This window comes from Sphingosinicella sp. BN140058 (assembly GCF_004135585.1).
GTDB lineage: Bacteria > Pseudomonadota > Alphaproteobacteria > Sphingomonadales > Sphingomonadaceae > Allosphingosinicella.
Map to the genome: position 1 here is coordinate 317,534 of NZ_CP035501.1, position 13,849 is coordinate 331,382.

The 13,849-nt window shown below is 66.6% G+C and carries 9 protein-coding genes; 5 read left to right on the forward strand and 4 right to left on the reverse strand.

The genetic code is table 11. The features are described 5' to 3' along the window. Nucleotides 1-10: 10 nt before the first annotated feature. Nucleotides 11-655 carry a response regulator transcription factor gene (locus ETR14_RS01370; protein WP_129383013.1) on the forward strand — a complete coding sequence of 215 codons (645 nt, stop codon included), beginning with the start codon at nucleotides 11-13 and terminating at the stop codon, nucleotides 653-655. A 25-nt stretch (nucleotides 656-680) separates the two neighbouring features. Here ETR14_RS01370 and ETR14_RS01375 read toward each other — a convergent pair whose 3' ends face one another. Beyond that, nucleotides 681-1,538 carry a LytTR family DNA-binding domain-containing protein gene (locus tag ETR14_RS01375; protein ID WP_129383014.1) on the reverse strand — a complete coding sequence of 286 codons (858 nt, stop codon included), beginning with the start codon at nucleotides 1,536-1,538 and terminating at the stop codon, nucleotides 681-683. A gap of 62 nt (nucleotides 1,539-1,600) precedes the next feature. Between ETR14_RS01375 and ETR14_RS01380 the strand changes: the two genes are divergently transcribed. Beyond that, nucleotides 1,601-2,824: an acyltransferase family protein gene (locus ETR14_RS01380; RefSeq protein WP_129383015.1), complete on the forward strand. Its 1,224-nt coding sequence runs from the start codon at nucleotides 1,601-1,603 to the stop codon at nucleotides 2,822-2,824. On the opposite strand, the gene ETR14_RS01385 is transcribed toward ETR14_RS01380, so the two are convergent. Both ETR14_RS01385 and ETR14_RS01390 read right to left on the reverse strand, forming a co-directional pair. Beyond that, the gene (locus ETR14_RS01385) at nucleotides 2,757-5,867 is read right to left on the reverse strand and encodes a GAF domain-containing protein (RefSeq protein ID WP_129383016.1); all 3,111 of its coding nucleotides are present in this window, start codon (nucleotides 5,865-5,867) and stop codon (nucleotides 2,757-2,759) included. The genes ETR14_RS01380 and ETR14_RS01385 overlap by 68 nt on opposite strands. An 89-nt stretch (nucleotides 5,868-5,956) precedes the next feature. Continuing rightward, the gene (locus ETR14_RS01390; RefSeq protein ID WP_129383017.1) at nucleotides 5,957-7,561 is read right to left on the reverse strand and encodes a M20/M25/M40 family metallo-hydrolase; all 1,605 of its coding nucleotides are present in this window, start codon (nucleotides 7,559-7,561) and stop codon (nucleotides 5,957-5,959) included. Nucleotides 7,562-7,660: 99 nt separating this feature from the next. Between ETR14_RS01390 and ETR14_RS01395 the strand changes: the two genes are divergently transcribed. Next, a complete protein-coding gene (locus tag ETR14_RS01395) occupies nucleotides 7,661-8,731 on the forward strand; it encodes a glycoside hydrolase family 43 protein (RefSeq protein ID WP_129383018.1) in 1,071 nt (356 codons plus the stop codon). 76 nt (nucleotides 8,732-8,807) lie between these two features. On the opposite strand, the gene ETR14_RS01400 is transcribed toward ETR14_RS01395, so the two are convergent. Further along, nucleotides 8,808-10,076 (reverse strand): M20/M25/M40 family metallo-hydrolase, encoded by a 1,269-nt coding sequence (locus tag ETR14_RS01400; protein WP_129383019.1) that lies wholly within the window; start codon nucleotides 10,074-10,076, stop codon nucleotides 8,808-8,810. Between the two features lie 119 nt (nucleotides 10,077-10,195). Here ETR14_RS01400 and ETR14_RS01405 point away from each other — a divergent pair, with 119 nt between their 5' ends. Together ETR14_RS01405 and ETR14_RS01410 are read left to right on the forward strand one after the other, a co-directional pair. Continuing rightward, nucleotides 10,196-10,819: a GNAT family N-acetyltransferase gene (locus tag ETR14_RS01405; RefSeq protein ID WP_129383020.1), complete on the forward strand. Its 624-nt coding sequence runs from the start codon at nucleotides 10,196-10,198 to the stop codon at nucleotides 10,817-10,819. Between the two features lie 158 nt (nucleotides 10,820-10,977). Next, nucleotides 10,978-13,833 carry a TonB-dependent receptor gene (locus ETR14_RS01410; RefSeq protein ID WP_129383021.1) on the forward strand — a complete coding sequence of 952 codons (2,856 nt, stop codon included), beginning with the start codon at nucleotides 10,978-10,980 and terminating at the stop codon, nucleotides 13,831-13,833. The last annotated feature ends 16 nt before the right edge of the window (nucleotides 13,834-13,849 follow it).

Consider the following 13,849-nt stretch of genomic DNA (forward strand, 5'->3'; position numbering starts at 1 on the left):
CAATGACCCGATGATCCGGGTGGTCCTCGCCGACGATCAGACGCTGGTCCGTCAGGGCGTGCGTGGTCTGCTCGCGCTCGTGCCCGACATTGAGGTGATCGGCGAAGCCGCCGATGGGGAGGAGGCGCTGGCCAAGGTTCCCGCACTCGGGCCCGACGTACTCCTGCTCGACATCCGGATGCCGCGCCGCGACGGCATCTCCGTCCTGGAGGGGCTACGCGCGGCCAACGCCCTGCCGCCGACCCTGATCCTCACCACCTTCGACGACGGCGACGCCGCAATCGCCGCGATCAAGGCCGGCGCCAAGGGACTGATGCTCAAGGACGTGTCGCTCGAAGACCTTGCCCGCGCGATCCGATCGTTGGCCGACGGCGGCACCGCGTTCCAGCCGGCGCTGACCGAGAGCCTTATGGCGGCCCTGCGCCGGACCGCTCCGGCATCCGCCGACACCTATGTCGCCGATCCGCTCACCAGCCGCGAGAAGGAGGTGCTGCACTTGATCTGCGCCGGCTACAGCAATCGGGAGATCGCCGATCTTCTGACCCTGGCGGAGGGGACGGTGAAGAACCACGTGTCCAACCTGTTGCTGAAGCTCGACGCCCGCGACAGGACCCGCGCCGCGCTGAAGGCGCTGCAGCAGGGGCATCTGACGTAGCCCCCGCGCACCTCGCCGTACCGCCTTACAGCGTCTCCAACGCCGCCGCATAGCGCCGCGAACCGGGCACGGTGACTCCACCCGCAAGGGTGAGCTGGTGATCGCCGCTGCGCGTGGCGGCGATCGCGGTGACGCGGCGGCGGTTGACCAGCCACGAGCGATGGGTGCGGATGAAGCCGAGCGGCGCGAGCTGGGCCTCGATGGCGGCGAGGCTGGCGCGGGTGAGCGGCTTGCGGCCGTCCTCCAGATGCCATTCGACGTAATTGCCGGCCGAGGACACGGCGAGGATCTCGTCGGGCCGGGCGTAATGGGTGCGGCTGCCCTCGCGGATCGGGATTGCGGCGGGCGGCGCATCCGGTGCTTCCGGGATCGGGGCCGATGTCCGCGGGCGGAGCAAGGCGACGGTCATGACCGCGGCGAGGATGGCGTAGCTCACCGCGTCCTTGGGCAATTCATACAGCCATGCGCCGAACCCGCCGAAGCGATAGCGGCTGCCCATCGCCGCGTAGACGGCCGACCGGATCAGCACGAAGCCGCCGACGTGGAGGAGGAAGAAGGCCACAATTCCCGCCAGATGCAGGGCCAGAGCCCGGCCGATCCCCGGCAGCGCCGCGACCGCCCGGTACGCGATCCGCGCTACGAACGGGAGCAGCAGGATCGTCACAGCCGCGCTCGACACCTCCCATGCGACGACCTCCCATGTCCGCCCCGCAGCGACGAGCACCGGCTGATCGTGAAGACGCGTCCAGACGTTGAGTCCGGCAAACAGGATCGGCGCCGCCGCGCACAGGAGGAAGGCGGCCGCCGGCACGCCGCTGGTCACGCCATCGCTGCCGCCCGCCCCAGGACCTTCGCCGTTCGTCCCTGTGACGTCGCCGCTCATGACACCCCGATAGCCGATGCGCCTCCATCCATCGAGAGACTCCGCTCGACAAGGAGACACGGATGAACGGAAATGCCGCCAAGAAGGATCGTCGGCTCGATCTGGACTGGATCCGGATCGGCGCGTTCGGACTGCTGATCCTTTACCATATCGGCATGTATTACGTGCCCTGGGATTGGCATGTGAAGAGCCCGCGCACGATTGACTGGCTGCAGCCGATCATGGTGCTGACGAACCCGTGGCGGCTCACCCTGCTGTTCATCGTCTCGGGCGCGGCCACGCGATTCATGCTCGACGGTGCCGCCACCCCGGCGTTCCTGCGCACCCGCTTGCTCAGGCTCGTGCCGCCGCTGCTGTTCGGGATGCTGGTAATCGTGCCGCCGCAGACCTGGCTGCAACTCGCCGACGCCGGGACCCAACTGCCGTATCTGCGCTTCTATGCCGCCTATCTCACCGCCAGCGGCAACTGGCGCTGGCACGATGCCCCGCTGACGACGCCGACATGGAACCACCTCTGGTTCGTCGTCTACATCCTCGCCTACACGATCCTGCTGGCCGGCGCCGCCGCGCTCGTCCGCCGGTTGCCTGCGCGCGCCCTGGCCTTGATCGGGCAACGGGTGGCGCGGATCCCTCTCTGGATCGGGTTGGCCTTGCTGCCCGTCGTCACCTTCACCGCGATCCGGCTGATCCTGGCGCCGCACTTCCCCGAGACCCATGCCTTCTTCGGGGACTGGACGGTGCATGCGGAGTCGCTGGCCGCATTCCTGTTCGGCTTCGGCGCCGCGCGCAGCGACCGGATCTGGTCCGCCCTGGCCGCATGGCGCCACACCACCCTCCTCGTCGCGATCGCCGCTTATGCCGTTTACGCCGGCGCGCTGATCCTGTGGATGTCCGGTGCGATCGATCCGGCGCTTGCCAAGGCCGTCATGCGGAGCGTCTACGGCCTCGATCAGTGGAGCTGGACGGCGGCGATGCTCGGCTACGCCCATCACCATCTCGCCCGTCTCGATCACCCGGCGCGGCGATATCTGACCCAGGCGATCTTTCCCTGGTATCTCGTCCATCAGACACTGATCATCGGTACGGCCTGGATGTTGAGGCCCATTGCCCTGCCGCTCGCACTCGAGGCGACGATGATCCTGGCCGCTACGATCGGGGGCTGCGCCTTGTTCTTCGCTTTGGTGCGGCGCACGAACTGGCTGCGCGTCCTCACCGGCCTCAAGCCGGTTGATCGATCGCCTCGCGGATCTTGCGGGCCAGAACATCCATCTGAAACGGCTTGGTGACGATCGACATGCCGGGATCGAGCTGGCCGTTGCCGATCACCGCATTTTCCGCATAGCCGGTAATGAACAGGATCTTGAGCCCGGGACGCGCGGCACGGGCGGCGTCGGCGACCTGACGGCCGTTGAGGCCGCCGGGCAGCCCGACATCGGTGATCAGCAGGTCGATGCGGACATTGGACTGCAGGATCTTGAGGCCGGAGGGTCCGTCCGACGCCTCGATCGCCGAGAAGCCGGCATCGGCAAGCACTTCGCCGACCAGCATGCGCACCGTGGACTCGTCGTCGATGACCAGCACGACCTTGCCGTCGCCGGCAAGACCCGGCTCGGCGGCGGCGCTGTCGTCGCTGTCCGGCGACGCCTGCCCATCGTGGCGGGGAAGATAGAGCGACATCGTCGTGCCCAGCCCGACTTCGGAGGCGATCCGCACCTGCCCGCCGGATTGCCGGGCGAAGCCGTAGATCATCGACAGGCCTAGCCCCGTTCCTTCGCCGAGCGGCTTCGTGGTGAAGAAGGGATCGAACGCCTTGGCGATCACCTCAGGCGACATGCCGGTGCCCGTGTCGGTGACATGAAGCGCCACGTAATCGCCGGGTGGAAGATCCTGTTCGCGGGCGGCGCCGTCGTCGAGCCGGCGGTTGGTGGTGGCGATGGTCAGCCGGCCACCATCGGGCATGGCATCGCGCGCGTTGATGCAGAGGTTGAGCAAGGCGTTTTCGAGCTGATTGGGATCGACCAAGGTCGACCACAGGCCGGCGACGCCCGAAACCTCCACCTGGATCTCCGGCCCCACCGTACGCTGGATCAACTCTTCCATCTCGCCGACCAGCCGGTTGACGTCGGTGGCACGCGGATCGAGCGTTTGCCGGCGTGAGAAGGCAAGCAGGCGGTGGGTCAACGCCGCGGCGCGCTGCACCGCACCCTGCGCCGCCGCGGAATAGCGCTCGACGTCGGCGATCCGCCCCTGGCCGATGCGCATCCGCATCATTTCGAGGCTGCCGCCGATGCCGGTCAGCAGATTGTTGAAGTCGTGGGCGAGGCCGCCGGTCAACTGCCCGACCGCTTCCATTTTGTGCGACTGCCGCAGCGCATCCTCGGCTTCGAGAAGCTGCGCGCTGCGCTCCCGCACCCGCTGTTCCAGCGTATCGTTGAGCGCGCGCAATTCGGCCTCGGTCCGCACCCGTTCGATATGCGCCCAGGAACGTTCCGTGACCTCGCGCAGCAAAGCGAGCTCACGCGTGCTCCAGTCACGCGGCACGCGATCGTGGATCGCCATCAGGGCGGTCAGCTTGCCGTCCTTGACCAGCGGCATGCAGATCGTCGCGGCGATCCCGATCGCCTGAAAGGTCGCGGCTTCGTGCGTCGCGAGTTCCGCAAGATTATCGTTGACGATCAGCGGCTCGCCGGCGCCGAGATTGAGAACCGCGAGCTTGCCGAAATCGGCAAGGCTGTAATGGCCGACGATGCTCGGCGAGCCCGGCGCACTCCAATCGCCACGGATGGTGAAACCGTCCTCGTCCTCGTCCATGTCGGCATAAGCGCAATTGGAGACACCGAGATGCTCGCCGAGCAGACGCGTGGTGATCGCCATGATCGCATCAGCGTCGGTCGCGCGCGCGGTTTCGCGGCCGAGCACATCCAGAAAGGCGAGCCGCTCGGTATTGGCGCGGAGTTCGACCTCGGCGCGGCGCCGCTCGACGGCGATACGGGTGCGCTCCGCGAATTCCCGCATCAATGCAAGCTCGTCGGCGCTCCAGTGCCGCGGCGCCGCATGATTGAGGAACAGCAAGGCGACGATCCCGCCCTGCTCGGTGACGGGCATGTTGACGAAGGCCTGGGCGCTGATCGCCTTCAGAGAGGATGCGGTCGCGGCGGTGCGGGGATCGTGATCGGCGTCGGAGACGATCACCGTCTCACCCGCCTTCAGATCCTCGATGTAAGAGCCGTACTCGCGGAAGTGGAGCAGCCCGGCAATGCTTGCGATGGCCGGCGCATTCCAGTCCCGCTCGATCCTGATCGTTTCCGCGGCCGCGTCGATCGTGCCATAGCCGGCGCGGCTCACCTGCAGCGTCCGGCCGAGGATCTCGGCCGCCGCATAGGCAAGCGCATCCGGCTCTTCGATGTCGCGGAAGCGGTCGGCGAGTTCCGACAGCGCCGCGTGACGCAGCTCGGAATGGCGGCCCTGCGTCACGTCGAAGCCTTCGCAAAAGACTCCGCCGATCGTGCCGTCTTCCTCGTGCAGCGCGGCGTAGATGAAGGTCAGCGCGCGCGTCTCGACCGGCGCGCCGGGGGCGCGGCGGAAGCTGACGCGGTCGCCGTTGGCCTCGTAGGTCTCGCCCGTTTCGTACACTCGGTCGAGGATCTCGAAATAGCCCTGCCCTTCTATGCTGGGAAAGGCGCCTCGGATCGGGCGGCCGACCCAGTCGTCGCTGCCGAACACGCGGCGATGCGCATCATTGACGAATTCGACGACGTGATCTGGCCCGCGCATGATGATGATAAAGCCGGGCGCCTGCTCGAACAGACGGCGTTGCCGCGCATGTTCCGCCTCGCGTTGCCGCTCGTGCAAGACCTGGTCCGTGGTTTCCGTGCACAGGACGAGCACGCCGCCGACCTGCCCGTCATGATCGATCGGGCTGTAGCTGTACGTCCAACAGACGTCTTCCAGGCGTCCGCTGCGCTGGATCGGCACCTTCTGATTTTCGCGGAACGTGGCGCGACGGCCGTGCGCCGCATCCTCCACGGCCTCGCCGACGATCGGCCACACCTCGGCCCAATGGTCTCGTGCCGCGCCGCCCAGCAACGCCGGATGCTTTTCGGGGCCGAGCGCCTCCGCGAATGCGTCGTTGTAGAGGCAATAAAGCTCCGGGCCCCACATGATTTCCACCGGATGGCGGGTGGTCAGCATCAGCCGGACGACCGTCCGCAACGCCTGCGGCCATGTATCGGGCTCCCCCAGCGGGTGCGCCGCCCAGTCGAAGGCGCGGATGCGGCGGCCCATGTCGCCGCCGCCCTCCAGGAAATCGGCCGTCGTGCCTGCCACCATGACCTACCCCACCCGGCCCCCTGCGGCCGTCCGCGAGCATACAGGCAAGCGCGCCCGCCGCCAGACTCAAGAAAGACTTGGGGTCCGCCTCAGTCGCGCTGGTCAGGATCCTCGTAGGAGAAGGGATCGGTGAGTTTCGGCCTGGTCGGCAGCGGCATCGCCGGCAGCGCCTTGTCGCTGTTCGCCGCCGACAGCAGCACCGATGCCAGGATCACAGCGGCCTGCCGCAGATCCTCGGCGCGCAGGTGATCGAAGGTGTCGACATTGGTGTGGTGAACCATGGTTCCGTAATCGAGCGGATCCTGGATGAACTGGAAGGCGGGTAGCCCGACCGCGGAGAGATATTGATGATCGGTGCCGCCCGTCGGGCGTGCCACGACCGTGGCCGCGCCCATGCTCGCGAACGGAGCGAGCCATTCCCGCAGCATCGGCGCAGCGGCGAGATTGTTCTCGGCGTAGATGCCGCGCAGCTTGCCCGAGCCGTTGTCGATGTTGAAGTAGCCGGCGAGATCGTCATAGCCGGGCAGCTTGGTCAGCGGATATTGATCGAGCTTGAAATCGTAGCCGAGCGCCGCCTTGGCGGGGTCGGGACTGGCAGGCCGCGTCGCGAGATGCCGCTCGAGATAGGCGGCCGAGCCATAGAGGCCCTGCTCTTCCCCCGACCACAGAGCGAAGCGGATCGTCCGCTTCGGCCGGACCTTGAGCGTGGAGAGGATCCGCGCCGCTTCCATCACCACCGCCGATCCCGCGGCGTTGTCGGCGGCGCCGTCTCCTGCGACCCAGGAATCGAGATGCGCGCCCGCCATCACATAGCCGGCCTTCGGATCGGTGCCCGGCAGATCGGCGAGGATGTTGTAGCCCTTGCTGTCGCTGTCGTCGAAGCGGACGCGGCTGTCGATCTCGAGCCGGACCTCGCCAGCCTTGGCGAGCCGCGCCAGACGCCGGTAATCCTCGGCGGCGATCTCGATCCCCGGCAGCGCCGGCGTGTCTTCGGCACGATGCAGATAGCCGTTGCCGTGGACGAGGCCGCCGTCGCGGGACGACATCCGCGCCCAGGCGAGCGCACCTTCGCTCTTCAGGAACGCGTCGAGCTTCTTGGCGAAGCTCAGCATCTTGAACCAGCCGTCGCCCGATTTCTCGTCATTGGTCGGCTGAACATAGACGTCGAGCTTGGCGATGTCGGCATCCGACAGGCGCGAGAAGCGCGGATCGGTCGCATCGCGCGGCGGCGCCGGATAGCTGACCAGCACGATCTTGCCGGCAAGCTTGCCGCGCCACTGCTCGAAATCGGCTTCGCGCTTCATCGGTGCGACGATGATAGGCGCGGTCAGGGCGCCCTCGGTCGCCGGAGTCCAGGTGATCGGAATGGCGCGCAGGGCGAGCGGCCGCGGCGCGATCATGCGCACGCTCGAGGACTCGATCGACCAGCCGCGGCCGAACTGGAAGCCTTCCGTGCGCACGTCGGCCAGCCCCCAGTCGCGGAAACGCTGCTGAGTCCAGCGCTCGGCGGCGCGCATGCCGGGAGAATTGGTCAGCCGTGGCCCGATGCGATCGGTGAGATAGGCGACGGTGTCGACGACCTCACCATGATTCAGCGCCTGATCGGCGATGCGGTTGATCATCGCCGGATCGAGCGGCGCGGCAGCGGCCGGCGCGGCACCGAGCAGAAGTGCGAGCATCGTCAACGAACGCATTGAATTCTTTCCTCTTGATTCGGTACGGCGGCTAAACGACCCCGGCGAAGCGTACAAGCGCCGTCGGCGCAGCCGCCCGGACGAGAAAGGATCGGTGACATGCGACAGAGGGCAGCAATGGTGGCCGGGGCGGCACTCGCGCTTCTTCAAGCCGGGGCTGCGGAAGCCGAGAACCCGATCGTGCCCGGCTGGTATGCCGATCCGGAAATCCGCATCTTCGAAGGCCGCTACTGGATCTACCCGACCTATTCGGCCGACGAAGCGGCGCCGGATTCGCCCTCGACGCTGTCGCCGAGTCAGATCCAGCAGCGCAAGGCTCCGGACATATGGGCGCCATTCCTGAAGCAGACGTTCTTCGACGTCTTTTCCTCGCCCGATCTCGTCCACTGGCGGAAACATCCGCGCGCGCTCGACGTCGAACGCGTCTCGTGGGCGGCCTATGCCTTGTGGGCGCCCTCCGCGATCCGTCACGATGGCCGATTTTATCTCTTTTTCGGCGCGAACGACATCAAGCATGAAAGCCAGCTCGGCGGCATCGGAGTCGCCGTTGCCGACAGGCCTCAAGGGCCGTTCAAGGATGCGCTGGGACGGCCGCTGATCGGCGCGATCCGGAACGGCGCCCAGCCGATCGACCAGATGGTGTTCCGTGACGACGACGGCAGCCATTATCTCTATTATGGCGGCTGGAAGCATTGCAACGTCGTCAAGCTCGCGCCCGATCTCCTGAGCATCGTGCCGTTTCCCGACGGCACGCTCTACAAGGAGATCACGCCGAGCCCGGATTATGTCGAGGGCTCGTTCATGCTGAAGCGCCGCGGCCTCTATTATCTGATGTGGTCGGAGGGCGAATGGACCGGCCCCCATTATTCGGTGGCCTACGCGATCGGCCGCTCGCCGGTCGGGCCGTTCAAGCGAATGGGCAAGATCCTTCAGCAGGACGAGAGCATCGCCCGCGGCGCCGGTCACCACAGCGTCGTCAACATTGCCGGCACCGACGATTGGGTGATCGCCTATCATCGCCGGCCGCTCGCCACCGACAACGGCAATCACCGCGAGCTTGCGCTGGAGACGCTGACGTTCAACGCCGACGGGAGCATTCGCCCGATCGTGATGACCAGAGCTGGAGTCGCGCCGCACCCGATCTCGGCGACCACGAAGCCAAGGCCGTAAGCGGCCCTTCATGGCGGCTATGCGGCCGGCCCGACGTGGCGCGGCTGGCCGGTGCGGCCGCGCAGGGTCTTCGCCGTTACCGCAGATCGGCAGCCGCAAGCAGCATGGTGAGGCCGGGCAGCATCCCCTTGAGGCTGGCGCCCTTCTCGACGTCGATCCATTCGTCGAGCGAATGGGCGCGGCCGCCGCTGCCGCCCGAGCCGATCGTGACGGCGGGGATAGCGAGGCTCATCGGCAGATTGGAGTCGGTCGAGGAGGCCGTGAGCTCGGGCTCCAGGCCATGGGCCTCGACCGCGCGACGCGCCATCTGGACGAGCGCGCTGTCCTCGGGCGTGCCGCCGGCGGGACGATCGCCGATCAGCTTCGGATCGGCGGAAATCGGTCCCTCGCGGGTCGAGCGTGCCTTGTTCTCGGTCTCGACCGACGCGGCGACGATGCCGAGGAACTGCTTCTCGAGCGCGGCGAGCGCATCGGCGCTGACCGAGCGCATGTCGAACTCCATATAGACCTGGTCCGGGATCGAATTGACCGACGTGCCGCCGCCGGTGACGCTCGCGGCATAGGTCGTCTTGGGCGTCTTCGGCGGCGTGATCCTGTAGAGATCGACCACCGTCTGGCTCATCGCCGTCATCGGATTGACCAGGCCGAAGGCGCCGTAGCTGTGGCCTCCCGGTCCCTTGAACGTGACGCGGTAGCGCCGCGAGCCGACCCCGCCGTTGACGATCCTCTTGCCGTCGGTACCGTCCATCGAGAAGAAGGTCTTGATCCGATCCTTGTACCGCCCCTTGGTGAACAGGTGACGGACGCCGCGCAGGTCGCCCGGCCCTTCCTCACCGACATTGCCGACGAACAGGATGTCGCGGCCGGTGCGCACCCCCGCTTCCCGCATTGCGCGGACATAGCCGAGCAGGACGGCAAGGCTGCGCGTGTCGTCGCCGATGCCCGGGGCGCTGAGCCGCGTGCCTTCGCGCCTGACCTTGATCGGAGTGCCGGCCGGGAAGACGGTGTCGAGGTGGGCAGCGATCGCCACCATAGGGCCGCCGGCCGGACCCGTGCCGCGCCAGACGCCCAGCACATTGCCTTCTTCGTCCATCTCTACGTCGCCCAATCCGGCGGCGCGCAGCATTTCGAGATAGGCGTTCCCTCGCGCTTTCTCCTGGAAAGGCGGCGCCGGGATCTCGGTCAGCGTGACGATGTCGGCGACGATGCGATCATGCTCGCGGTCGAGAACCGCCACCGATTTCTGGTAGGCGGGATGCTTGATCACCTTGACGACGTCGGTCGCCGCTGCCGCTGCAGGAACGAGCGCGAGGCTGCTGACGAGAAGAAACACGGATCGGATCATCGGGCATCCTCGGCTGGAGACGGGCTGCGGGTGTAAGGCCGCGGCAGCGATCCCGGCAAGGCTCGCGAACCTAGTCCGGGCATATTGCAGCGGCGGGCGCAACGGTGGATGGAGCGGCGATGACCGACCTGCCGATCCGCTTCGCAGAACTGGACGATGCCGACGATCCCCGCTTCGCTGCGATGTTCGCGCTGTACGAGGACAGCATTCCGAAGCGGGAGCGCAAGAGCCGGGACGCGGTGCGTGCGATGGCGACGTCCAAGGTTCACCGCATCGTCGTCGCCTGTCGGGGCGACGCCGTCATCGGCTTCTTCCTGCTCTATGTCGGCGATGCGATCGCCTTGCTCGAATATCTCGCGACCGCACCGGCCTTGCGGGGCCGGGGGTTGGGCGCCCGGCTCTACGAACAGGCGCGTCGCGCGGCCGGGCACCGCCCGCTGATCGTGGAAGTCGAGTCGGACCGCGAGGCTTGCGCGGACGCGCCGCTGCGGGCCCGGCGGATCGGTTTCTATCGGCGGCTGGGGAGCCGCCGGATCGAGGATCTCGACTTCATCCTGCCGCTGCCCGGTGCCGGCGAACCGCCGCTGCTCGACCTGCTCGTCGACGGCGCGGGACCCGACGTCGACGGGCAGATCGAGACATGGCTGCGCGAAATCTATCGCGGCGTCTATGGCTGCGCGCCCGATGATCCGCGGCTGTTGCACATGATCCGCACGCGGACCCGGCCGACACGCCTCGGATAGCGTCTCGCCGACCTGAGCTGCGGCAAATCCGCAACACTTCGGCATAAATCAGATAAATCTATTGTCGCCGGCGGAACCAAGGCGCATCCTCCGCGATGGTCCGATCGACCCCGCCAGACGGGTCGACATAACAAGAACAGCCTGGGGAGGCTTGAAAGATGCGCCTGAAGACATGCGCCCTTTGCTCGACGTCGCTCGTCATCCTGACTTTGTCCACAGCGCCCGCCTTCGCACAGGGGCAGGCGGCTCCGCCGGATCCCGCGGTGCAGGCGCAGGAGAGCCCTGCGGACGCGGACGCCGGCGCCGTCCAGACCGACGGCGCCGTCGAGACGGCGGGCCAGAGCGAGGAGCAAGGCATCGTCGTCACCGGCCTGCGCCGAAGCCTGCAATCCGCGCAGAACCTCAAGCGCAATTCCGAGCAGCAGATCGATGCGATCGTCGCCGAAGACATCGGCAAGCTGCCGGACATCGCCGTATCGGATACGGCCGCGCGCATCCCGGGCATCCAGGTCGAGCGCGCGGGCGGCGAAGCCAGCCGCGTGCTCGTCCGCGGTCTCGACCGGACCTATTACACGACGACCTATAATGGCCGCGAGATCTTCACCGCCGAGACCCGGTCGGTGGCGCTCCAGGATTTCCCGTCGGGCGCGATCGCGGCGGTGGAGGCGTTCAAGACGTCGTCCGCCAATCTGGTCGAGCCGGGAATTGCCGGCCTGATCAACGTGCGATCGCGGCGCCCGTTCGATTTCAAGGGGCTGGAGGTGGCTGGGTCCGTCTGGGGCGTCTATCCCAACCAATCCCGTGACTTCAGCCCTAATGCCAATTTGCTGATTTCCAATCGGTGGGACACGGGCATGGGCGAGATCGGCGCGCTGCTCAACGTCTCATACACGCAGCTTCATTATCGCGATTCGATCCGGCGCCACGGTTTCTTCATCGCCGACCTCGCCGGCGGCCGCGCCCCCGACTGGCCGGAAATCCGCTACAACGAAGCGAATCGCTGGCGGCCCTCGGTCAATGGCGCGCTGCAATGGCGCCCGTCCCCCGGCCTAGAATTCTACGTCGAGGGCCTGTGGCAAGGATTCCGGGAGGAAGCCGAAGACCGGATGTGGGCGCAGCCGCTCTGGGGCGGCACCCACACCAATGTCGTCTTCCGGGACGGCAGCAACGCGGTCGAGAGCGGCACCGTCGTAAATCCCGGCGCGCCGGGAGAGACCTGGGGCTTCCAGGGCGGAACCTATCGCAAGACCGACACTTATCAGTTCGCCATCGGCGGCAGCTACGACGCCGGCGCGCTCCGCATCAGCGGCGATCTCGCCCGCACGGACAGCACGTTCAATCTAGAGACCGAGAGCGTCGATTACGAAATCAACACCAATGCCTATTCGGTCGATTACGTGATCGGCGCGCCGGGCGGCCCCGGACCCACCTTGCGCGTGAACGGCATCGATCCGTCGAACGCGGCGATCTACAATTATCGAGGCTTCTACGAGGACTATCTGACCGCCAAGGGCAAGGACTGGCAGGCGAGGCTCGATTTCGAATACGAGCCGGGTCTCGATTTCCTGCCCAAGGTCGAATGGGGCGTCCGCTATGTCGACCGGAATGCCTCGTCACGCCGTGGGGATCGTTACTGGAACTTCACCGCACGTGCGTGCTGCGGCAATCATGCTCCGATCCCGCTCTCGGCGGTGCCGCTCGATTACCGGTTGTTCCAGTCGGGCTTCCGCGGCGACGACGACCGGCCATTCCCGAAAACCTGGCTGGCGCCGACCTATGACAGCATCCGCAAGAACCTCGTCGAATTGCGCCAGTTCAACATCACCCAGGGCACGGCGTCACGGTCCAACACGACGGACGATCCCGATCCGGATCCGACGCGCGGCTTCGACATCAACGAGAAATCCTATGCGGCCTATGCCCAGCTCGGCTTCCGCTTCGATGCCGGTTTCCCGATCGACGGCAATGTCGGTCTGCGCGCGGTCAAGACCAAGGAGCGGATCGAGGGAGTCGTCTCGGCGCCGGGTGTCGCGCCGACCCCGATCACGTTCGAAAACGACTATACCGACTGGCTGCCCAACATCAGCCTGCGGGCGCAGTTCACGCCCGAATTGCAGCTCCGCCTTGCCGCCACCCAGACCCGCACGCGGCCGACCTTCGAGCAGCTCAATCCGGCGCTGAACCTCGGCTCGCCGATCACCTGCTCCCCCGGAGCATCGGATTGCGTGCGACGCGGCACGGGCGGCAACCCGTTCCTGAAGCCGCTCACCTCGAACAATTACGATGCGAGCCTGGAATATTATTTCGCCAATGCCGGGTTCGCCTCCGTGGCGGTGTTCCGGCGCGACATGCGGGGGTTCATCGCCAATACCACGTTCGAATATCCCGATCCCGATCCGGCGACCGGACAGCCGCTGCTGATCACCGGCCCGGTCAATACCCGCAAGGCGCGCATCGACGGCTTCGAAGCGCAGGTCAGCACCTTCTTCGACTTCGATTTCCTGCCGCAATGGGCCCACGGATTCGGCGCGCAGGCGAACGCCACCTATGTCGACGCCAAGGCGGACTTCACCCTGTTCGAGAACGCGCCGAGCACCGCCACGCCGACCAATCAGGTGACTCGGCGCCTGCGCATTCCCGACGTGTCGAAGTGGACCTACAACCTCGTCGGCATGTACGAGGGTGGCGGCTTCTCGGCGCGGCTTTCCTACAATCTGCGCAGCCGCTACCCCGAAGGGGACCTCGGGCAGCGCGACAACAACAGCCCGAACCCGTACACGCTGCAAGGCAATGTGCGGCCGATCTCGAGGCTGGACTGGTCGAGCAGCTATGCCTTCAACGACAATCTGACCGTGTTCCTGGACTGGACCAATATCCTCAAGAATCCGTTCAAATCGGACATCGTCAGGATCAACTACCAGGCCGGCGCGGTCACCGGCGATCCGGAGGTCTTCCCGCTCGTCTACCGGTTCGAGGAATCGGTGGTGTCGGGTGGCGTCCGCTTCCGCTTCTGATCGGCTCCCGCAGATT